Annotated in this window: 21 protein-coding genes and 1 tRNA gene; 7 read left to right on the forward strand and 15 right to left on the reverse strand. The window is 48.5% G+C overall.

Annotated elements, in window-relative coordinates:
* Positions 1–20: 20 nt before the first annotated feature.
* From rplC to ACSHX2_RS03665, 7 genes are all read right to left on the reverse strand, one after another.
* Entirely contained in the window at positions 21–668 is a 648-nt protein-coding gene (rplC, locus tag ACSHX2_RS03635; RefSeq protein ID WP_435690669.1) for a 50S ribosomal protein L3, read from the reverse strand.
* Positions 669–697: 29 nt separating this feature from the next.
* On the reverse strand, positions 698–1,006 hold the full coding sequence (gene rpsJ / locus ACSHX2_RS03640) for a 30S ribosomal protein S10 (RefSeq protein ID WP_435690671.1): 309 nt from the start codon (positions 1,004–1,006) through the stop codon (positions 698–700).
* A gap of 39 nt (positions 1,007–1,045) precedes the next feature.
* On the reverse strand, positions 1,046–3,190 hold the full coding sequence (gene fusA, locus ACSHX2_RS03645; RefSeq protein ID WP_435690672.1) for an elongation factor G: 2,145 nt from the start codon (positions 3,188–3,190) through the stop codon (positions 1,046–1,048).
* 42 nt (positions 3,191–3,232) lie between these two features.
* Positions 3,233–3,706, reverse strand: coding sequence for a 30S ribosomal protein S7 (rpsG, locus tag ACSHX2_RS03650; protein ID WP_435690674.1), 474 nt, complete (start codon positions 3,704–3,706; stop codon positions 3,233–3,235).
* 44 nt (positions 3,707–3,750) lie between these two features.
* Positions 3,751–4,125 carry a 30S ribosomal protein S12 gene (gene rpsL / locus ACSHX2_RS03655; RefSeq protein ID WP_435690676.1) on the reverse strand — a complete coding sequence of 125 codons (375 nt, stop codon included), beginning with the start codon at positions 4,123–4,125 and terminating at the stop codon, positions 3,751–3,753.
* Positions 4,126–4,540: 415 nt separating this feature from the next.
* Positions 4,541–4,615: transfer RNA gene (locus tag ACSHX2_RS03660), tRNA-Ile, on the reverse strand.
* Positions 4,616–4,716: 101 nt separating this feature from the next.
* Positions 4,717–5,544 carry an alpha/beta hydrolase gene (locus tag ACSHX2_RS03665; RefSeq protein ID WP_435690678.1) on the reverse strand — a complete coding sequence of 276 codons (828 nt, stop codon included), beginning with the start codon at positions 5,542–5,544 and terminating at the stop codon, positions 4,717–4,719.
* Between the two features lie 148 nt (positions 5,545–5,692).
* Between ACSHX2_RS03665 and ACSHX2_RS03670 the strand changes: the two genes are divergently transcribed.
* The gene (locus tag ACSHX2_RS03670; protein WP_435690680.1) at positions 5,693–7,180 is read left to right on the forward strand and encodes a S10 family peptidase; all 1,488 of its coding nucleotides are present in this window, start codon (positions 5,693–5,695) and stop codon (positions 7,178–7,180) included.
* 58 nt (positions 7,181–7,238) lie between these two features.
* On the opposite strand, the gene ACSHX2_RS03675 is transcribed toward ACSHX2_RS03670, so the two are convergent.
* From ACSHX2_RS03675 to ACSHX2_RS03690, 4 genes are read right to left on the reverse strand one after another with little or no spacing between them, the layout of a single operon-like run.
* Positions 7,239–8,129: a 1,4-dihydroxy-2-naphthoyl-CoA synthase gene (locus tag ACSHX2_RS03675; RefSeq protein WP_435690844.1), complete on the reverse strand. Its 891-nt coding sequence runs from the start codon at positions 8,127–8,129 to the stop codon at positions 7,239–7,241.
* Positions 8,130–8,184: 55 nt separating this feature from the next.
* Positions 8,185–8,511: an MGMT family protein gene (locus tag ACSHX2_RS03680; protein WP_435690682.1), complete on the reverse strand. Its 327-nt coding sequence runs from the start codon at positions 8,509–8,511 to the stop codon at positions 8,185–8,187.
* 37 nt (positions 8,512–8,548) lie between these two features.
* Complete coding sequence (locus ACSHX2_RS03685; RefSeq protein WP_435690684.1) at positions 8,549–10,498, reverse strand: M48 family metallopeptidase; 1,950 nt, start codon at positions 10,496–10,498, stop codon at positions 8,549–8,551.
* Between the two features lie 51 nt (positions 10,499–10,549).
* Positions 10,550–11,158, reverse strand: a complete 609-nt coding sequence (locus ACSHX2_RS03690; protein WP_435690686.1) for a LemA family protein — start codon at positions 11,156–11,158, stop codon at positions 10,550–10,552.
* Positions 11,159–11,368: 210 nt separating this feature from the next.
* Here ACSHX2_RS03690 and ACSHX2_RS03695 point away from each other — a divergent pair, with 210 nt between their 5' ends.
* Positions 11,369–11,806 (forward strand): 23S rRNA (pseudouridine(1915)-N(3))-methyltransferase RlmH, encoded by a 438-nt coding sequence (locus ACSHX2_RS03695; RefSeq protein WP_435690688.1) that lies wholly within the window; start codon positions 11,369–11,371, stop codon positions 11,804–11,806.
* Here the strand turns inward: ACSHX2_RS03695 and ACSHX2_RS03700 are convergent.
* The 4 genes from ACSHX2_RS03700 to ACSHX2_RS03715 form a co-directional block, all read right to left on the reverse strand.
* A complete protein-coding gene (locus ACSHX2_RS03700) occupies positions 11,803–13,041 on the reverse strand; it encodes a competence/damage-inducible protein A (protein WP_435690690.1) in 1,239 nt (412 codons plus the stop codon). The genes ACSHX2_RS03695 and ACSHX2_RS03700 overlap by 4 nt on opposite strands.
* 43 nt (positions 13,042–13,084) lie before the next feature.
* Positions 13,085–14,566, reverse strand: coding sequence for a GAF domain-containing SpoIIE family protein phosphatase (locus ACSHX2_RS03705; RefSeq protein WP_435690692.1), 1,482 nt, complete (start codon positions 14,564–14,566; stop codon positions 13,085–13,087).
* A gap of 18 nt (positions 14,567–14,584) precedes the next feature.
* Positions 14,585–15,112 carry an STAS domain-containing protein gene (locus tag ACSHX2_RS03710; protein WP_435690693.1) on the reverse strand — a complete coding sequence of 176 codons (528 nt, stop codon included), beginning with the start codon at positions 15,110–15,112 and terminating at the stop codon, positions 14,585–14,587.
* 129 nt (positions 15,113–15,241) lie between these two features.
* Positions 15,242–15,631, reverse strand: coding sequence for a hypothetical protein (locus tag ACSHX2_RS03715; protein ID WP_435690695.1), 390 nt, complete (start codon positions 15,629–15,631; stop codon positions 15,242–15,244).
* A gap of 169 nt (positions 15,632–15,800) precedes the next feature.
* On the opposite strand from ACSHX2_RS03715, the gene ACSHX2_RS03720 reads away from it, so the two are divergent.
* The 5 genes from ACSHX2_RS03720 to ACSHX2_RS03740 all read left to right on the forward strand — a co-directional run bounded on the left by ACSHX2_RS03720 (position 15,801) and on the right by ACSHX2_RS03740 (position 20,068).
* Positions 15,801–16,298: a Fur family transcriptional regulator gene (locus tag ACSHX2_RS03720; protein ID WP_435690697.1), complete on the forward strand. Its 498-nt coding sequence runs from the start codon at positions 15,801–15,803 to the stop codon at positions 16,296–16,298.
* 125 nt (positions 16,299–16,423) lie between these two features.
* Complete coding sequence (locus tag ACSHX2_RS03725; RefSeq protein ID WP_435690699.1) at positions 16,424–17,167, forward strand: helix-turn-helix domain-containing protein; 744 nt, start codon at positions 16,424–16,426, stop codon at positions 17,165–17,167.
* A gap of 134 nt (positions 17,168–17,301) precedes the next feature.
* Positions 17,302–18,312, forward strand: a complete 1,011-nt coding sequence (locus ACSHX2_RS03730; protein WP_435690701.1) for a sugar phosphate isomerase/epimerase family protein — start codon at positions 17,302–17,304, stop codon at positions 18,310–18,312.
* A gap of 62 nt (positions 18,313–18,374) precedes the next feature.
* On the forward strand, positions 18,375–19,178 hold the full coding sequence (locus ACSHX2_RS03735; RefSeq protein ID WP_435690702.1) for an alpha/beta fold hydrolase: 804 nt from the start codon (positions 18,375–18,377) through the stop codon (positions 19,176–19,178).
* A gap of 41 nt (positions 19,179–19,219) precedes the next feature.
* Positions 19,220–20,068 carry a sugar phosphate isomerase/epimerase family protein gene (locus ACSHX2_RS03740; RefSeq protein ID WP_435690704.1) on the forward strand — a complete coding sequence of 283 codons (849 nt, stop codon included), beginning with the start codon at positions 19,220–19,222 and terminating at the stop codon, positions 20,066–20,068.
* Positions 20,069–20,158: the final 90 nt, after the last annotated feature.

Genomic DNA, 20,158 nt, shown 5'->3' on the forward strand with positions numbered 1-20,158 from the left:
TTCTTTCTAATTTTTAAGGATTACTTCTTGTTCGCTTTAACACCGGGACGAACAACAACGTAAGAACCCTTATGACCTGGAACTGCTCCAGAGATAAGGACTACGCCGTCTTCTTCACGAACTTGAACAACTTTAAGATTCTGAACAGTGCGACGGTATTGACCGTGACGACCTGGCATCTTCTTGTTCTTCCATACACGACCTGGCCATGTACCAGCACCAATACCACCTGGGCGGCGGTGCATCATGTGACCATGTGAGTCCGGTTGACCTGCGAAGTTGTAACGCTTAACAACACCTTGGAAGCCTTTTGCTTTTGTGGTGCCGATTACGTCAACTACTTGACCGCTTTCGAAAAGAGCTGCACCTGGATGCGCTTCTTCTGTGTTCGGAAGTTGTTCGTCGCTTTCGAAACGAAATTCTTGAACGAGCTTCTTTGGAGCACTGTTGTGCTTCTTGAAGTGACCTTTAGTTGGTGAGTTAAGACGGTTTTCTTTCTGATCATCATAACCAACCTGTACAGCTGTGTAGCCGTCAGAATCAGTTGTTTTCACCTGAAGAAACTCATTGCCTTTAACATCAACAACAGTGACTGGGATCATGATACCTGCGTCCTTATCGAACACACGTGTCATGCCTACTTTTTTACCTAATAGTCCGAGTGACATAGTAATATTTATTTCTACGTTGTTAGGGCTCAGATGCGGATTGTGATGTCAACACCAGCTGGTAGGTTGAGCTTCTTGAGCTCATCTACTGTGCGTGCTGTTGGATCTACGATATCAAGCAAACGCTTGTGTGTGCGGATCTCGAATTGGTCTGCTGACTTTTTGTTCTGGTTCACAGAAGCATTTACGCTGAATTTTTCAACGTGAGTCGGCAGAGGAATCGGGCCTGCTACTTTAGCGCCAGTGCGCTTGGCAGTTTCTACGATCTCTTGTGCTGAACGATCGATTGCACGATGGTCATAGGCACGGAGTCGGATTCTGATCTTCTGATTAGACATAGTGAAGATGTATTGTTTTTACCTTTATTATTTAGTTGTTTACCTGCTTTCGCCGAACTTTTGATCGACGATTGCTTGTGGTACGGGTTCAAAACTAGCCGGCTCCATCGTAAATGAAGCTCGGCCAGAAGAGATTGTTCTGAGTGCTGTCATGTAACCGAACATTTCAGCTAGTGGCACTGTCGCTTTGAGCGTACAGGCAGCACTTTTGCTATCCATGCCGGATATTTGACCGCGGCGGCGGCTGAGGTCACCGAGAATATCACCTTGATATTCATCAGGTGTAGTCACCTCAACATCCATAACGGGTTCCAAGAGTAGAGCATTTGCATTCTCCATCCCGTCGCGCATAGCAAAAATAGTCGCTACGCGAAACGCGTTCTCGTTGGAATCAACGTCGTGGGCGTCTCCATCTACTATTGTGACGATTAAGTCAACCACAGGATAACCTGCGATGACTCCATTGATCATGGAATCTTCGATTCCTTTGTAGACGGAACTGATAAATTCCTTAGGGATAGCACCACCAGTGATCTTATTTTCAATAGTGAGCCCCTTCCCTCTTTCTGCTGGGCTGACTACTAAGTTTACCTTAGCATATTGCCCAGTACCACCAGTTTGCTTCTTCAGCACTCCAAGACCTGGTGATTCTTTTAAAATTGTTTCGCGGTATGCGATTTGCGGTTTCCCTGTATTCGCCTCGACCTTAAACTCACGCTTAAGACGGTCGACAATAACTTCGAGGTGAAGCTCTCCCATGCCAGCGATGATGCACTGACCGGTATCCATATCAGTCTTCACAACAAACGTAGGATCTTCTTCCTGAAGACGCGCTAGACCAATCGCCATTTTATCTTGATCAGCTTTAGTTCTCGGCTCCACGGCCATCGCGATGACTGGCTCTGGAAATGTTGGTGGTTCGAGAAGGATATCAAACTTCTTTTCACAGAGAGTGTCACCCGTCGTAACGTTCTTAATACCAACAAAAGCTGCGATATCACCTGCATAACAGGTCTCTATCTCGATGTGCTTATCAGCCTGCATCTGAATCAGGCGAGAAACACGTTCCTGTTTACCGGTGCGCGGGTTGTAGACCATGTCACCTTTAGAAACGACTCCAGAATAAACGCGGAAAAATACGAGCTTCCCAACAAATTTGTCCGCCCACAGCTTGAATGCTAATGAACAGAATTTTCCATTATCGTCTGCAGGAGCTAAGACAACTGATTCCTCGTCATCAACTTTTTGACCTTTTGCGGGCTCAATATCGACAGGACTTGGTAAGTAGTCGACCACTGCATCAACAAGGAACTGAACTCCTTTATTCTTGAAAGCAGATCCACCAGTAACGGGGATAAACTTATTGGCAATCGTAAGGCGACGGATTGCAAACTTGAGATCTTCATTTGTGATCTCTTCCTCCATGAGGAATTTTTCACCGAGTGAATCGTCGAGGTCAGCTACCACCTCGAGCAGTTCTTCACGGGCTGTTTCAGCCTCTAGTTTTAAATCACTATCGAGTTCTTCGATCATGAAGGTGGAACCAATCTTGTCATCATCCGAATAAATGACTGCTTTTTGGTTTACCACATCAATTTGGCCACGAAGTTGATCTTCGGAGCCGATTGGGATTAGTACGGCCGCGGCAGTAGCGCCTAACTTCTCACGCACATCCTTAAGGACATGATTAAAGTCAGCACCGGTGCGGTCCATTTTATTCACAAATACGATACGCGGAACGCTGTATTTATTGGCTTGTCGCCAGACTGTTTCAGTTTGTGGCTGAACGCCTGCGACACCGCAAAATACAACGACTGCGCCATCGAGAACACGGAGAGAGCGCTCCACCTCAGCGGTGAAGTCTACGTGACCTGGAGTATCAATGATATTCACACGCTGCTTCTGACTTTCAAAAAGCTTGGTGATACCATCGTTGGGCTTTTGAACCCATTCACAAGTTACGGCTGCTGAGGTGATTGTAATCCCACGTTCGCGCTCTTGCTCCATGTGATCGGTCGTAGCAGCACCATCGTGCACTTCGCCGATCTTATGAATCATGCCGGTGTAGAAGAGAATTCGTTCAGTAAGAGTCGTCTTCCCCGCATCAATATGCGCCGCAATCCCGATGTTGCGCGTGCGCTGCAACGGGTATGGACGATTTGGTGAATTGAGGTCAGATGACATAAAAGTGAACTATCTATTCTTCTACAGAGTGTTTTGCTTCGACTAGAAGCGGAAGTGAGCGAATGCACGGTTAGCTTGCGCCATCTTGTGCATGTCGTCGCGCTTACGCACTGCTGATCCAGTGTTGTTCGCAGCGTCCTTAATCTCGTTAGAGAGAGCTTTGTGCATTGGTACACCCTTTTTATTGCGGGCGAATGTCACGACCCAACGCATAGCGAGGGACTCGGAACGTTCAGGAGCAACTTCAAGAGGCACCTGGTAAGTAGCGCCACCTACGCGGCGAGACTTAACCTCTACACGTGGCTTTGCGTTTTCGATAGCGCGTGTGATAACTTCGAGAGGGTCGACTGTGTCAACTCCTTCGTTAGCTGCTTCGATCGCACTGTATACGATACGCTCAGCGATTGAGCGCTTACCATCCTTCATCACCTTAGCGATGAGTGTACCAACGAGTTGGCTGTCGTAACGTGCGTCGCGACGATCTTTCTTTGCGTGAACTTTTCTACGGCGTGCCATAATAAAATTTCTTTATAAATTGTTAGTTAGATTGAAGAAGCAAATTACTGCTTAGGCTTCTTAGCTCCGTACTTAGAACGGGACTGCTTACGACCTGTGACACCAAGGGTATCAAGAGCACCACGAACGATGTGGTAACGTACACCTGGCAAATCCTTTACTCGACCACCGCGAACGAGGACGATTGAGTGCTCCTGGAGGTTGTGACCTTCACCACCGATGTAAGCCATTACTTCCTTACCATTGGTAAGACGTACTTTAGCTACCTTACGGAGAGCGGAGTTAGGCTTCTTTGGCGTACGTGTCATTACCTGAAGGCAGACACCACGACGCTGTGGGCAGGCGTTGAGAGCACGTGACTTGGACTGCTCTACTGGTTTTTTACGCCCCTTACGGACGAGCTGGTTAATTGTCGGCATTATTGCTTATTGTTTGATTTCTCAATGGAAAACGCCTCTAGACCTAGATCTCGAGACACTTTGTGGGGCGGCGACTCTACCCATGAAACACAATCTGGCAAGCCCTATTTTGGGTAAATTTTGCACCATCCAAACCGCCGCTCATCCTTCATAAATCACTGAATTCCAGCCACAGCCCACATTCTAAAAATGGATTTATTTAAGGTTTCTTAAACACCTTAAGAAGCCACCCGATCAACCAACTTAAAAAACGCTAATTTCCGAAAAAAACCTCAAAAAATGTAATAATAATCCAATACCCCAGAGAAGAGCCGCTAATAACTCACAAAATCCAAACACATCCACCAACGCTGCAAAAAAAAGAGCCCGCATTACTGCGGGCTCAAATCGACTAGTTGTCGTTTTATATAAAAGCTGGTAGCAGGAGCGAGATTCGAACTCGCGACCAATGGATTATGATTCCACGGCTCTACCGCTGAGCTATCCTGCCACTTGCTTTTAATAAACGCCTTGGGGAAAGTCCCTCGGGCGGGCAGGGATTTACCCCAAGCTACTCTTGCTGTCTACAGAAAAAATGCAGAAAACTACATTTTATTTCATTAACTCTATTTCTAGCCAGCTAAGCAGATCCTTCCTGTATTTGCCACCATTGATAAAGAAGCAATTCACATGATTCCCCCCTACCACTGTCATCAAGCTCTTAGGTTGCCTTGCCGCTAGGTATAATCTCTTGGCTTGCGCGTAAGGAATAGTCTCATCCGCTGTACCATGAACAATAAGCAATTGTACCCCATCAGGCATCTCCAGCACAGAGTCGATTGGATCATAAGAATCACTAACTACCTTACGCGCAGACTTACCTGCCACACGCTCAGCCATATCTTTATAGGAAGCAAAGGTTGAATCCACAACTACAGCCCTGAGAGACTCAGGAGCAGCCATGCCTATGGCAGCAATAGATTTCGCCCCACCAAGGCTATGCCCAAACACGACTAGTTTCTTACTCCGCTCATCAGCGTACGCTATAGCCGCCTGAGCATCCTTTACGATCCCATCTTTAGAAACCACGCCCTCGGATGCTCCATACCCACGATAATCATAGAGCAAGACATTATAACCTGCATCTACCAGCCAATTCACAAACACAAAATGATGTGCCACCGAACCAGCATTGCCGTGAGCATAGACTATAGTTGCCTTACACTCTCCCCTGGCAGGCATCCACCAACCATGTAGTTTTACCCCATCCGCAGAATCAAAGAAAACATCCCCATAGTCATATCCATACTTTTTAGGTGTGAATGGCACATCCTTAGTCGGATAATAAAAAAGCCGATCCCCACCTCCCTTCCCCATCATCCCGATAGCTAAAGCTGTGAGCAAATTTTTCTCCGCAGCACAGCAACTAAGCACACTCATTGCGCAACACACAAGTAATAGGGGCCGTCTAAAAATGAACATAAACAGATTACTAACAAACTGATGACACCTTCACAACTAGTGAAGCCCCATTACAGTTTCTCGAGAAAGAATGACAACACCCTCATTCTCTGCTTCATTGTACGACATGCGACCTATCACTCCTATTGTTAGCCTTCTCCTCGGCGTACTTTGCTCAGGCCTCTCTCTAGCCGCAGACAAAAAAGAAACACCAAAGACTGAAGCAAAAGAACCAGTCTCTCGTGAGAAAATCGTCACCATTGATGGTAAAAAAATTGAGTACACAGCTACCACCGCTGAAATGATCTTACGCGATGAAAAAGGTGAAGAAACAGCCCGCATCTTCCATGTGAGCTACACAAGAAAAGGAGTGACCGACTACAGCAAGCGGCCCGTCCTCTTTGCCTTCAACGGCGGCCCTGGCTCCTCAGCAATCTGGCTCCACCTCGGAGCTCTAGGCCCTCAGATTATCCCCACCTCTGAAGATGGCACCGAAGCTCTTAATCCCCCCATTACAGTTCAAGACAACCCGTATTCCATCCTCGATGTCACAGACCTGGTTTTCATTGACCCAGTATCTACCGGCCTATCCCGCGCCACAGACAGCGAGAAGAAAAAGAACTTCCACGGCGTAAAAAAAGACTTAGACTCCATGGCCGACTTCATCCGCCTTTGGACCACGAATAACAAGCGCTGGAGCTCGCCTAAATACATACTCGGAGAGAGCTATGGCGCACTACGCGCAGCTGGACTCGCAGAAAAAGTAGACCAGCGCTACGGAATGCAGCTCAATGGAGTGATCCTACTCTCGGGCTTGTTAGACTACCGCACTGTAAGCCCTAGCCAAGGCAACGACCTCGCATACACCTCATTTCTCCCAAGCCTCACTGCCACAGCACATTTTCACGGAAAAATCCAAGGCGACCGCGACAAGCTTGCCCAAGAAGCCAGCGAATGGGCAGCAGGCCCCTACCGTAGTGCCCTCCACCGCGGACACACACTCGATCAGAAAACTAAACAGGCCACAGCCGAAAAGCTAGCCTACTTCACGGGACTCCCAAGCGATTGGATTCTAAAAAACCACCTCCGTATCCCCAATTACAAATTCCGCAAAGAACTCCTTCGGTCTGATTCAAAAACACTCGGGCGCTTCGACGGACGTGTCGCCTGGGACGCCATGGACTCGAGCACAGAATACCCTAGCTACGATCCATCATACTCGATCGTTTACGGACCAATCGCCACCGCGATGCTCGACTACCTAAGCACCGGCCTAGGCTGGAAAGACGAACGGGTCTACGAAGTCCTCACTAACAAAGTCCACCCATGGGACTGGGATGCTGACAATGAATATGTCAATCTCAGCGACTCACTCGCTGAGGCACTCATGCACAACCCCAAACTCCGTGTATTGATTCAGTGTGGCTACACCGACCTCGCCACACCACCCGCTGGCATACTCTACAGCGTCGATCACATGCTACTCCCTCCAGCTCGACGCGCGAACATCTCAGTCAAATGGTATGAGGCCGGCCATATGTTCTACCTCAACCAGCCCGACCTTGAGAAAATGCGAACCGACCTAGTCGATTTCATCACGACTCAAGTAGAGTGAAGCAGCCGAATGGACCACTAACGCTTAGCAGCCCATTTCCCCCCTCAATCTATCTTACCTAATACTGGCGCGAGAATTTCGAGAAATCCGCTTTGCGTTTTTCAACAAATGCTTCGCGCCCTTCAGCAGCTTCATCAGTTCCATAGGCAAGACGTGTTGCTTCACCTGCAAAAATCTGCTGACCGACCATACCGTCGTCAGTCATATTGAAAGCATACTTCAGCATCTTCTGAGCCGTTGGCGACTTATCATTGATGATACACGCCCACTCGAGCGCCTTCTTCTCGAGCTCAGCATGCGGCACCACTTTGTTCACCATGCCCATTTCATAAGCATCCTGTGCAGTGTAGCGGAGCCCGAGAAAGAAAATTTCGCGCGCACGTTTCTGCCCAACCTGCTTCGCCAGATACGCCGATCCATAACCCGCGTCGAAACTCGCTACATCAGCATCCTTCTGTTGAAAAACAGCGTACTCCTCAGAGGCCAGAGTGAGATCGCAGATCACATGTAAAGAATGCCCACCGCCAACTGCATAACCTGGCACCACGGCCATCACGACCTTCGGCATGAATCGAATCAAGCGCTGCACTTCTAAAATGTGTAAGCGACCGAGGTTCGCGCCTGTCGCATCTTCAGTCCCCTCATACTTATAGCCGTCCTTACCTCTAACACGCTGATCACCACCAGAACAAAACGCCCAGCCACCATCCTTAGAGCTCGGACCGTTTCCTGTTAGAATTACGACCCCAATCGACTCGTCAGTCCGTGCGTGCTCAAGCGCCTGATAGAGTTCATCAACCGTCTGCGGACGAAATGCGTTTCGGCACTCAGGCCGGTTAAAGGCAACCCTTACAGTGCCACCAACAACAGCTTCGTGAAAAGTGATGTCCTCGAAGCGATAGCCTTCGACTTCCTTCCAGTCCTCGGCGTGAAAAATTTCTGAAATCATGCCGTCATTTAAACCTGTCTGCACCGACATGCGAGAGCAATTTAGTCAGCGCTCTTCAAACAGTCAGGCAAGCCTCATCATTCAACTTACCACACGAATCAAATTCCACACCTTCAGCTGCCAGCAACTCTAACTTCAGTGTGATCTCATCCCCTTCTAACTTTCCCATGTAACCAGCAATTTCCAACCGGCTATTTATCACCCGGTGACACGGAACTTCGGGAGCATTGGGATTGCGCTTTAAAGCCTGCCCCACAGCCTGTGAAGATCCACAACCAAGCTTCTCCGCCAGCGCCTTATAGGTCATCACCTTCCCTATCGGAATTTCAGATATCGCAGCATACACACGATGCTCAAAGGCTGTTGGCTGTCGATTTTTCATAAGCTAAAAAATAACATCTAAGATCGAGAACTCAAATCTAACTCTGCTTCACAAATGGCGGGATAGCCGCCCCCATAGCATCTGCTGCTGCTCGCAGCAACTCAGCCTCGCGGCTCGCTAAGACTCCGTCAGCCATCACCGCTAAGCCACAAGCATGCAAAGCATCGCGCTTCATCGGCGGGGTCGACTCAGCCAGCTTATTTAATACATCTTCGATAAGGTGTAATCCACACTGCTCAGGAGGCAAAATACCATCTAAGCGCACCCCATGCTGCACCAAATCCTGAGCAGCAGCCGAGTACGCATCTTCTAGGCTATTCCCATCAGCAGCGCCAACTCCAGCCATCGTCGAAATCAACACATTCAACTCTGAACTCAAATGACCCAACTTGTGATAGCGAATACGCGCATTGCGTGACCCTTCAAAATAAGCAGAAAGATGGCTTTCTAAAACTTTCTGCAGCATGAATTCAAAAATATCCACCTGCCCATCACTGGCTATTAACCACTGTGTTGCCTTGATAAATCGCTCATACTCGGGCTGAGACAATCTGCGCAAAGCTGGGATCGACAAATCGATCAGCGCAATCTTCTGTGACGAGTGCTCACCAGCTAGCTGGCCGAACCACTGAGTAGCTAGCTCCATAGCTGCATCGCCAATGTGCTGCTTAAGGTACTTCAGCTCTCTTCCACGCAGCTTCTGGTCAGAAGCTAACAGCAAGCCGAAAATCAACGCCTGAGCCTGCTCGCGGTCATGGCAAGCATCGACCCAAGATCTATCAAGACTTCCTAACACTGCAGCGCCAACGGCCACATTATTGAGCTCAGAATTTCCAAGCTGACTCCACTGCTCCCTCCCCACCTCTACTTGTTGTGGAGCTGCTCCACCAGCAAAGCCACTCATCCGTGCATCAGATTGAGATCCACCGCGTGACGATGCCACTTCTGGAATCACAGAATCCTTAAACTCGCCATTCCAATCACCTTCAATCGCTTTAATCCGCACATCCAGTGGTGGATGCGTAGTAAAGCCATAAGAAAACAAACCGCCATCAGCAAAAAACATATGACTGGCTTCGCCCGCCTTCCCTGCCTTCACCTTAGAACCATACTCTTGACCACCTATCTTTTTCAGCGCTCCTGCAATCCCTGCTGGGTCACGCGTAAACTGGACAGCCGAAGCATCCGCTAGGTATTCGCGCTGACGTGAGATCGCAGCTTGAATCATCCGCGCAAAGAAAACCCCGATCGCCCCAACCACTAAAAGCGCAATTGCAGCAACCAAGCCAATGAGAGCTCCGTTATTATTCTCACGACTACGGCGCATACTCGCAAACTGCATGTGAAATAATAACTCACGACCAATAATCGAAAGCATCATGATACCGAATAACCAGCCAATCAGCTGCATATTTAGTTTCATGTCACCATTGAGGATATGGCTAAATTCGTGGGCTATCACGCCCTGTAATTCAGAGCGATTAAGACGCTGGATACACCCACGCGTCACACCGATGACAGCATTTCCGGGCTCCGTCCCAGCCGCAAAAGCATTGATACCAGCCTCCTGGTCCATCACCCACACCTGAGGAACTGGCACGCCCGAGGCAATTGCCATTTCCTCCACCACATTCATCAGCTTACGCTCGTCCGTATCCGTCGTGTGTGGGTCTACTTGGCGCCCACCCATGTCGCGAGCCACCACCTCACCACCAGCACTGAGCTGATATGATTTTAACAAATTACCAGCGAGGATGACAACTGTAGTGAGTATCGCAATGGTCGCGAAACGCTCAAGATCCCAAAAGCTACCTTGCTCTACAATCCGAGCACCAGAGCTATCTACATAGCTCACCATCTGGCTCATGAAATACAAGCCGAGGATCGCATAGATCGCCAATACCACCCCGACCAGAGCTAAGACGAAGTAAAATACTAACAACTTAGTCCGACGCCTTGCGTCATCCTGCGCTTCGTAGAAATTCATTAAATAGAATTAGATATGGCTAGCTGCTAATAAACACTCCGAAAGCACACACTAAAATTCGACCTTCACAGCCTCACGCTCACTCGCGTCAGAGACCTCAAAGAGAATCGCTTCCCCGAAATTAAACATACCTGCAATAATGTTAGTCGGGAATGTTTCTCGCTTCGTATTATAAGTCGTCACCGCATCATTGTAGGCCTGACGTGAGAAGCCCACTTTATTTTCAGTAGAGGTAAGTTCCTCACTGAGCTGCATCATGTTTTGGTTCGACTTGAGGTCTGGATAAGACTCCGACAATGCGAAAAGGTTTCCCAGCGCACCGCCAAGCGCACCCTCAGAAGCCATCAGCTTCTGCATATCTTGAGCATCATCAGGACTGACGCCCTTACGAGCAGTAGAAGCCGCATTACGAGCCTGGATCACAGCCTCTAAAGTATCACGCTCATGCGCCATGTACTTTTTAGCCGTCTCCACAAGATTAGGTATCAGATCGTAGCGGCGCTTGAGCTGCACATCAATCTGAGCGAATGCATTCTTATAACGATTCCGTAACTTCACTAACCCATTGTACATGCCGATCACCCAAAAAACGGCGATAGCGACGAGTGCCAATAGAATAATAAGAGTGATAGCAACACCGCCCAGGGCTAATGTTTGCATAAAAAATGGACTGATAGTTTGCATGATGTTAGACTACTTGGTTTTCAATACTTCTCAAGTGAGATACCACTAAACTTCACTAATTCCAGCTCACTATCCATTACAAAAAGCTGTGGAATCTATAAACAACCCGTCGCAGCTACTCAGGCTGTCTCATCATCCTGTATTTTCTCCTTGCCTCTCAGTGATACTTGTTCGCTATTTATCCGAGTGAAACACACCATCCTCGTTGCCGGTAAGCCCGCTCTCAAATACGCCAAAGACGGAGTCGCTGAATACCAGAAGCGACTCACTCGTTACGGCAGCTACGAACTGAAGCATGTCAAGGACGGCTCAAGCGAAGACGTCTCCACGCGTCTCCACGATGGGAGCGCTAACAGTATACGCATCGTTATGGACGAGCGCGGTGAACAACTCACTACTGAACAACTTTTTAAGAAAATCAACCAATGGGAAATGCGCGGAGAAAAACGTGCTACCTATCTCATCGGCGCATCCGATGGGCACACCCAGGAACTACGCGATCAAGCTGATCTGGTATGGGCACTCAGCCCACTCACTCTCCAGCACGAACTCGCACTAGTAGTCTTGTTAGAACAACTCTACCGCATCGCCACTATGCAGCGCGGTGAACCCTATCATCGTTAGGAACCAAAAAGTAAATGGCGTCTTACCATATCAAGCGCCTTCTGACTCACACACGCTTTAAATGATTCACGATCACGTGGCCAAAATTGCTTGATTGCATAGGCTCCGCCGCTTTTAGCGGCAAATCCTAACCACACTGTCCCTACTGGCTTATCCTCACTCCCTCCGGTCGGCCCAGCGACTCCAGTCACAGCAATTGCAATATCAGCATCGCTAGCGCGAAGAGCCCCTTCAGCCATAGCCGTGACCACTTCTTCACTCACGGCCCCACAACGTTCTAACAATTGAGAACCTACGCCTAACAACTCTTGTTTAGCTTCATCAGAGTAAGTCACAAACCCATGGGTAAACACAGCTGAAGCCCCGGAGACATCAGTAACCCGACTAGCAATTCGGCCTCCAGTACAACTCTCCGCTGTCGTAAGCTTCTTCTTTTGCTCAGCGAGTAACTTCACGACGACCTCTTCTAAACTTCCCCCATTTTCACTCACTAAATTCTGAGGATACTCAGCAATCACAAAATCACGCGCTTGGCGTACTACCGATGTCGTCCCGATCAATCGCAGGTCCACCTCAGAAGGGCGAGCACAGTACCCGACTTCTAGCCCATTCATAGCATGCAACTTCGCATCTAAACGCTCATGAAATGCACTCTCGCCAACTCCAGTGAAACGCATTTCCAGCATAGTATGGTCTTCAGCAATTTCAGCCAAAGCTCTAAGGCGGTGCGGCACCTCAGCGTGATACATTGGGTGAAGTTCATTTGGCGGCCCAGGCAGCAAGAACACAGCACAAGGAGAATTCTTCCCCAGACGAGGAGGTACATACACCCCAGGGGCTGTCCCATTAGGATTGGGCAAAACTTCAGCACCACAAGGCACCAATGCCTGCTTCTTATTAGAATTCGCCATCGGCTTACCTAGTCTCTCAAAGAAATCGATCACACCGCGTAAGGCATGCTCATCCTCGATAAGCTCGATCCCCATAGCCTCCGCAGTAGCTTCGCGAGTTAAATCATCACTCGTAGGGCCTAAGCCACCAGTCACAATCAACACATCAGCACGCTCCACACATTCCTGCATGGCCTCCACTACAGGCTGACCATCCGCCACAGTCATTTGGCGCTCCACCCTCAAACCGAGACTAAGCAGCTCATTTCCAAGCCATGCTCCATGACTATTTAGGGTAGTACCTAACAATAGCTCCGTACCAGTATTGAGAATTTCAATGCGCATGAGAGCAAACTAGCACATCTCAAACTATGAGCTACCGCTCAATCTACTTTTTTTGAACTGCAATCAACGTAATATCGTCTGATTGCAAAGCTCCTGAAACGAAGCCATTTATTGACTTCATCAGGTTTACTAGAATTACATCTACCCCCTCATCAGATGACTCCCTTAGAACATCAACCATACGCTCTAGGCCAAACTCCTCTTCGTCAGAGTTATAAGCCTCGGTCACGCCGTCAGTATAAAGCAATAGAGTATCCCCTTCATCCAACTGGAATTCATGGAGCTTCGTAATACGGTCAAACACATCTCCATCGTCCAAACCTATTGCCAATCCAGGCGGCTTCACCCACTCAATACTATCTGTGGCCTTCCGATAAATGGGAGCCTTGTCATGGCCCGCACGCACTAACTGCACATGCCCATTCTCTTCATTGATAATATAAAGAGCCAAGCTCACGAAAGAATCCTCCTTGATATCATTGAACATCAGTCGATTCACCTGACTAACAGCATGTAACGGATCTGCTCCACGCCTTAGTTCAGCTCTTAGCACACTCCGGCACATTGCCATCAACAAACCAGCAGCGACCCCTTTACCGGACACGTCTGCAATAGCCACGCCCCACTTACCCTCACCCAAGTTGATATAGTCGTAATAATCTCCACTTATCAACCGAGCAGGCTTATTCAAACCTTCTATCTCGTAACCTAAAACCTCTGGCTTACCTTTCGGCAGCAAAACTTGCTGAACTTGCTGAGCAGTGCGGAGCTCCCCCTCAATCTTTCGCTTCTCACCAGCCTCTTGATGAATAGTTGCATTCCCAAGCGCAAACGCGGCCTGCTCACTCGCTGAGCGAAATAGAGTGAATTCGCTCTGCGTAAATTGACCTTCACTCAGAGGTCTAGCCACGGCCAGCACCCCCAGGTCACGGCCTCCGTAACTCAATGGAGCCAACATTGCCGTCACATCACCCGCGTAATGGATAAGGGTATCTTTAAATGCTTCGTGGTATTTTACATCATCCACTTTCTGAGGAACCCCTGAGGAAAGCACAGCTCCTAACATACCCTCCGCTGAGGGCACCTTGCTGAGCTGAATATGACTTTTTAACAGCCCCATATCTCCCCCAGATTTTTTAAAAACCTCCATCGGCAAACCTATCAACAACGGACATTTTTCCGTTATGTGTTTTGGGATCAAGTAACGACCTGAAGAACTTAATAAGTAGAGAGCACCACCTCGAGATGACACCACATCATTCACACCGTCTACAATTTCCCGATGAAGTGTCGTAGCTGAGTGATCCTCCTCAAGAGCAATGCCTAACATATGAAGGAACTCAAATAACCGGTTCCCTTCACCCTCTAAAGTCTTCTTCATCCGCTCTGTAATATCCAGCAGAGCTTTTGTTTTTCGCCATTTCAGCAAAAGTAAAAAAAGCAATAAGGTAGAAAAGCACAGGCTAAGAGCTAGAGCATTTTCAATTTCGTCTACATAGGACGCCTGCGTCAATATCGTGCTCATTTACAGCTTTCCGCTATGCTACTCATGATTCTCAGAACTACGAGACCGTAACTCAGCTTCCAAACAATCTAGCACTGTAGAAAACTTTTCAGCGTTAGAATCATCAGCATCAACTAATGTTTGGTGAGCATCAAAAACATGCTGGGCATTATTCGTCGCACCTTGCGCCCCTATCTCGACTAGCGCCGAACGTATCTGTTCCTCATCACCCGCCCATGACGGGCTAGAAGGGTTAATGAGCATTAAAGCACTCAAACCAAGGTCGTCTAGCGACCTACTGTTTCTATCCTTGGCCGAAGCTATCTCGATCAAGCCTCCTTCGACTTTTGCCAAACGCATGGCAATCCCAGCCATGGTTCCCATAAATGTAGAATCCATTCCAGTACACTCCTCAAGATCAATCACCAAATGAGTGAGACCTGAGCGAAGCTGTCTATCAGTCCAGTCCTTGAGACGTGGGCTATTCACAAACGAGCCCTTACCCTCACAACGGACCCACCCGAGCCCCTCTCTATTGCCCGCTAGAATGATATTCGATTTATTCACTGTAGGAATTGCTGATCTACCGTCAGCTATTGGTATGATGATACGCTTCTATCTCCACCAGTCAACTCATAGCCAACTTAATTTCTGGACTGGACTAATCCACCTTTCATTGCTGTCCACAATTATGAATCATTGCCAGAGATAAGATTGCTCGTAAGCCAGAAGCTGATCACCAGAGTATAGTTCAGAACGCCAGTTCAACACCCTGCCATTCTTCTTATACTCATCCCCAGTCAAAGAAAAATCAGTCACCCCCGTCCTCTTTGCTATTGGATATTCTCGCTCCATTTTATATACTTCTGAGGCTGTCGCGGCCTGCCTATAGAGTAAAACGACTTTCACTGTATCCCCAAGAGCAACACCTTGCCCTTGATCCCAGTCCACAGTAAAATACTCCCCTTTTCTAGCATTTCGTTCAACATTGCTCACCGCACCCCGAAGACGCTTTTGCTGCTCAGCACGAGCCAAAGGAGCCTCTCTCTTGTGTATCTCTGTATCCTTTAATTGATAGACACTCACTTCCAGATCGGGCTCGTTAGAAGCACACGCACTAAAAAAAACTAACGGAACCGCTAGAAGTAATAAACTAACATTCATGACTGCAATTGATTAAAAAAAAACATAAAAGCCAATCCTCAATATTGCCAACACATGTTTAATCTGTAAAAAACAGCTGCAACCATCAAAGATGATCGAAGAAATACACACGAAAGTTAGCGCTTTCCTCAAAACCAAAGGCCTCCGCAGCACACCTCAGCGCAATGCCATTATTGATGTCATCTTCGAATCTGATGAACACTTCACTGCAGATGAGCTCTGGGAGCGCATCCGCAAGTCCAATTCAAAAGCATCACGGGCTACTGTCTACCGAACTCTCAGTCTATTAGTAGAGGCCAACCTGCTCCACGAAATCGACCTCGGCGAAGACATCAAAACATACGATCCCAACTTCAACGATAAACCGGCTCACAATCACCTAATCTGCATCGACTGCGGCAAGGTCTTAGAGTTTGAAGATTCACATTTGGAATTGCTCAATGATTGCTTAACCAGACGAATGGGGTTCCGACCAAAGAACCAATCTATTCGTATCGAAGCTAATTGTGAAAAGCTTCGCACCATGGGCTCTTGCCCTGAACTCATCAAAGCCCGTGTCACAGGGAAGCGGATACCTAAGAAGCGCTAACGGCTCCCCGGTTGCTTTCTCGCTTGCTCTTTCACGCTAAAGACCTATAGATAACCCTCTATTTTCATAGTTCCTATTCACATTTCACGCCACACCACAAGCTGCCCCCTCTAGATATCAACATCATGAAAGACGCATCTTTTTTCGAGCAACATCAACTACTCGATCACGGTGAAGGCCTATTCGACCACCTGCCTGGGTTCCTCTTTTTCGTCAAAGACATCAATTTAAAATTTGTCTCAGTAAATCAACGTCTAGCGGACAAGTTAGGCGCACCCAACCCCGGGGCTGTCCTCGGAAAAAGCGACCACGATTTCTGTCCCCCCTCGCAGGCTGAAATCTACGCAAAAGACGATAGGCAAATCGTCGAAACCAAGCAACCAATGTACAACAAGGTCGAGCTGGTCCCACGTGGTAAAGGCTTCGTAGATTGGTCAACCACTACAAAAATACCCCTTTTCAACAACAAGGGCGAAGTCGTCGGTATTGCAGGAACCACTCGCCCATTCTCTACGGGCACCTCAGCTATTGATATTCACTCTGAACTCGGAGCCCCACTCAGAGCCATGCACGAGCGTTTTGCCGAAAGTTTAAAAATCCCAGAATTAGCAAAAATCGCCAATCTCTCAGTCAGTGCGTTTGAGAGGAAATTTAAAAAACAATTAGAGATGACGCCGCGGCAGTATATCCGCCATCTCAGAGTTCACGATGCCTGCTACAAGCTTAGCCACACCGACTCGCCACTTGCTGAGATCTCAGCATCATGCGGCTATGTAGACCAAAGCCATTTCAGCAGAGAGTTCTCCCGCATCATCAACGAAACCCCACTCCAATACAGGAAACGCCACAGAGCCAACCCAAACAGATAAACGCATTAGCCGATTTTATACAAAAATTCCCCCCACCAATACAAGACAGAATCGTAAAAAAGGAACATAACTTACAGCATCTACAGCTGGCGAATCCTTTTCATCAACAAACCAAAACTCAATACATACATATTATGGCACTTAAACTCCACAACGCGATGTGGCCGGGACTCGTCGGCAAAGAAGAAGGCACTGACCACCCACCTATCTCTCTCGAGCGCATGCTCGAGCTCACCAAGAACGCTGACATCAATGGTGAAAAATTCGACGGTGTGGATCTTTTCCTTTTCCACCCACACACTGACCCAGCAGCATCTGTAGACGAAATCCGTCATATGGCTGACAAGATCACTGACAGCGGATTTAAGATCGGCTCCCTCGTGGCTCCAGTTTGGCCAGGCACTGTTGGCGGTTGCGCATTCGGATCTAAAGAAGACCGTGATAATTTCGTCCACGCAGTAGCAATCTCCGCTAAGATCGGCCAAATCCTTAAAGAACACGGCGCACGCGACTACGGTGTGATCCGTATCGACTCCGCAGGTGGCCCTGAAGATTTCGCAAAAGACGAAGTAGCTAACACAAAGCTCCTTGCTGAAACATTCCAGCGCGCAGGTGCTGTCGCAGCTGAGCACGGTGAACGTCTCGCAGCAGAAGGTGAAATCTGCTGGGGCGGAATGCACTCATGGAAACACATGCTAAACACTCTTGAAGAGACTGGCATGCCATCCACCGTTGGCTTCCAGGCTGACCTTGCACACACCTACCTTTACCTTCTAGGTTACAACGCTCCTGAAGCGGCACTCCTCAAAGAAGGCTACACAGAAGAAGAATTCTGGGCTGCCTACAAAACAATGACGGATGCGCTCCGCCCATGGACAACTGATTTCCACGTCGCTCAAAACGACGGTTCAGTACACGGCACAGGCGACCACGACAAAACCGGCCGTCACTGCCAAGCTGACGACCCTAAGGGCATGCTCGACATCACACGTTGCGCTGAAATGTGGCTCAAGGATTATGACCAACGTGGCATCAAACACATCTGCTGGGATGGCTGCATGTTCGACAACAATGTGCTCGAAGCTCCTAAAACTTGGGACGCAATCCTCGAAGCATCTATCAAAGTGCGTAACGCAGTTGGTTAATTAAACAATAGCGGCTCATTGAGCCGCTATCTTCCTATCCACCCCTAACTTAAATAATTTATATGCCAACAGTCACAGCAAACGGCATCCAGATGCACTACCAAGAGTCAGGCTCAGGCGAGCCACTCATCTGCATTATGGGTATCACAGCACCAGGAGCAGTATGGGAAGCCCATGCTGAAGAATGGTCAAAGAACTTCCGCTGCATCATGCCAGACAACCGCGGCGTTGGACTTACCGACAAGCCAGAAGGTCCTTACTCATCAGCAATGATGGCAGACGACTACGCAGCACTCATGGACGAACTCGGTATCGAGTCAGCACGTATCGTTGGGTGCTCAATGGGCTCCATCATCGCACAACAGCTTATGCTCCGTCACCCTAAGAAGGTGAAAAGTGCAGTACTCATGTGCACATGGGCACGTACGGACAACTATGCTAACGGCATTTTCAAGCACATGGAAACATGTAAGGCACGCTTCACTCCAGGTGAGTTCATGCACTACATCCAGACGCTCATCTTCGCCAAGCCATTCTGGGATAACGACGATTGCTTCGCTTCTCTTGCAGAAGGCCAAGCTGGTGCAGATTTAGATCCGACACCTCAGCCGCTTCATGGCCTCAAAGGCCAAGCAGCAGCCTGTACGTCACATAACACATTAGCAGAGCTTTCTAACATTGAAGTTCCTTGTTATATCACTGGTGGCATCGACGACATCTTCACCCCACTCTGGATGGCGAACGAAGTTGCTAACGCTATTCCGAACTGTGAAACCTACTTCTACGACAATGCAGGTCATGCATTCCACTTCGAAAACATCGAAACATTCAACGCGAAGACCACTGAGTGGCTTCTTGCTAACTAACTGCAAAAACAATTTTAAAATATAAAACCTAATATATTATTATGAGCGATATTAAATTCGGATCACAAGTCTACACATGGTTCATGGACGGCTACGGCGAAGGCAACAAAAACAAGCTGGCCCACATGTCCAAAACTATCAAAAAAGCTGGCCTTGCCGGCATCGAGCCTATGGTCCTCGAGCCATACGACAACTACTGGATGGGTGACTGGATAGACCCAGCTAAAATGAAAGCCGATCTAGACGAAGCCGGCATCGAGCTCATCGCTCTCCCAATCATCTGTAACTGGGACAAAGCGGAAGAGACTGAGTCCGAGCGCGCCTGCGCAGATTGGGCCATCGAAACTCTCGCTGAGCACTTCCCTGGCGTTCCACTCGGCACCGTCCCACTCCCAAGCGGCCGCAGTGAAAACCTCCAGCAACGTCGCCTCAACCTCGTCAACAATGTCAACGCAGTTTCCCGCCGCGCGGCAGAAAAAGGCATCAAATGCTCATTCCACCCGAACTCCCCACCAGCATCACTCTGCCGTACACAGGAAGATTACGACATCGTACTCTCCTCACTCGACCCAGAAGCCACTGGCTGGACACCTGACGTCGGACACATCGTACGCGGTGGAATGGATATCATCGCAACCATGACCAAATGGCAGCACCTAATCAACCACGTACACTACAAGGACTTCTCAGGTAACGGCCCTGAGCCATGGGCTCAGATGGGAACTGGCAAGATCGACTTCCACAAAATCACAGAATTCCTCGTTCAGCGTAACTACAAAGGCTGGATCGTCTGTGAAGACGAGTGCGAACACGCAATCACACACCCAGATGAAGTTACTATTCAGAACGGCGAGTGGTGTCAGGAGCAGCTCGTCCCACTTCTCGGCTAAGCTTTAGGATACATTTCTCTCAGCGCTCCCTCTAGCTTGGAGTGGAGCGCTTTATAACCCTCAGGTGGCTCTCATCTGAACTTTTTTTTA

The sequence above is a fragment of the Rubritalea sp. genome (genome assembly GCF_051252225.1).
Lineage (GTDB): Bacteria > Verrucomicrobiota > Verrucomicrobiia > Verrucomicrobiales > Akkermansiaceae > Rubritalea.

Excerpts from the sequence above, each read along its gene's own strand:
- ACSHX2_RS03730 (WP_435690701.1), top strand. The coding sequence starts at position 17,302 with ATGGCACTTAAACTCCACAACGCGATGTGGCCGGGACTCGTCGGCAAA.
- ACSHX2_RS03670 (WP_435690680.1), top strand. The coding sequence starts at position 5,693 with ATGCGACCTATCACTCCTATTGTTAGCCTTCTCCTCGGCGTACTTTGC.
- ACSHX2_RS03705 (WP_435690692.1), bottom strand. The coding sequence starts at position 14,566 with ATGAGCACGATATTGACGCAGGCGTCCTATGTAGACGAAATTGAAAAT.
- ACSHX2_RS03740 (WP_435690704.1), top strand. The coding sequence starts at position 19,220 with ATGAGCGATATTAAATTCGGATCACAAGTCTACACATGGTTCATGGAC.
- ACSHX2_RS03665 (WP_435690678.1), bottom strand. The coding sequence starts at position 5,544 with ATGAGTGTGCTTAGTTGCTGTGCTGCGGAGAAAAATTTGCTCACAGCT.
- rpsG (WP_435690674.1), bottom strand. The coding sequence starts at position 3,706 with ATGGCACGCCGTAGAAAAGTTCACGCAAAGAAAGATCGTCGCGACGCA.
- ACSHX2_RS03725 (WP_435690699.1), top strand. The coding sequence starts at position 16,424 with ATGAAAGACGCATCTTTTTTCGAGCAACATCAACTACTCGATCACGGT.
- rpsJ (WP_435690671.1), bottom strand. The coding sequence starts at position 1,006 with ATGTCTAATCAGAAGATCAGAATCCGACTCCGTGCCTATGACCATCGT.
- ACSHX2_RS03685 (WP_435690684.1), bottom strand. The coding sequence starts at position 10,498 with ATGAATTTCTACGAAGCGCAGGATGACGCAAGGCGTCGGACTAAGTTG.
- ACSHX2_RS03690 (WP_435690686.1), bottom strand. The coding sequence starts at position 11,158 with ATGCAAACATTAGCCCTGGGCGGTGTTGCTATCACTCTTATTATTCTA.
- ACSHX2_RS03700 (WP_435690690.1), bottom strand. The coding sequence starts at position 13,041 with ATGCGCATTGAAATTCTCAATACTGGTACGGAGCTATTGTTAGGTACT.
- ACSHX2_RS03735 (WP_435690702.1), top strand. The coding sequence starts at position 18,375 with ATGCCAACAGTCACAGCAAACGGCATCCAGATGCACTACCAAGAGTCA.
- rplC (WP_435690669.1), bottom strand. The coding sequence starts at position 668 with ATGTCACTCGGACTATTAGGTAAAAAAGTAGGCATGACACGTGTGTTC.
- rpsL (WP_435690676.1), bottom strand. The coding sequence starts at position 4,125 with ATGCCGACAATTAACCAGCTCGTCCGTAAGGGGCGTAAAAAACCAGTA.
- ACSHX2_RS03680 (WP_435690682.1), bottom strand. The coding sequence starts at position 8,511 with ATGAAAAATCGACAGCCAACAGCCTTTGAGCATCGTGTGTATGCTGCG.
- fusA (WP_435690672.1), bottom strand. The coding sequence starts at position 3,190 with ATGTCATCTGACCTCAATTCACCAAATCGTCCATACCCGTTGCAGCGC.
- ACSHX2_RS03675 (WP_435690844.1), bottom strand. The coding sequence starts at position 8,129 with ATGATTTCAGAAATTTTTCACGCCGAGGACTGGAAGGAAGTCGAAGGC.
- ACSHX2_RS03720 (WP_435690697.1), top strand. The coding sequence starts at position 15,801 with ATGATCGAAGAAATACACACGAAAGTTAGCGCTTTCCTCAAAACCAAA.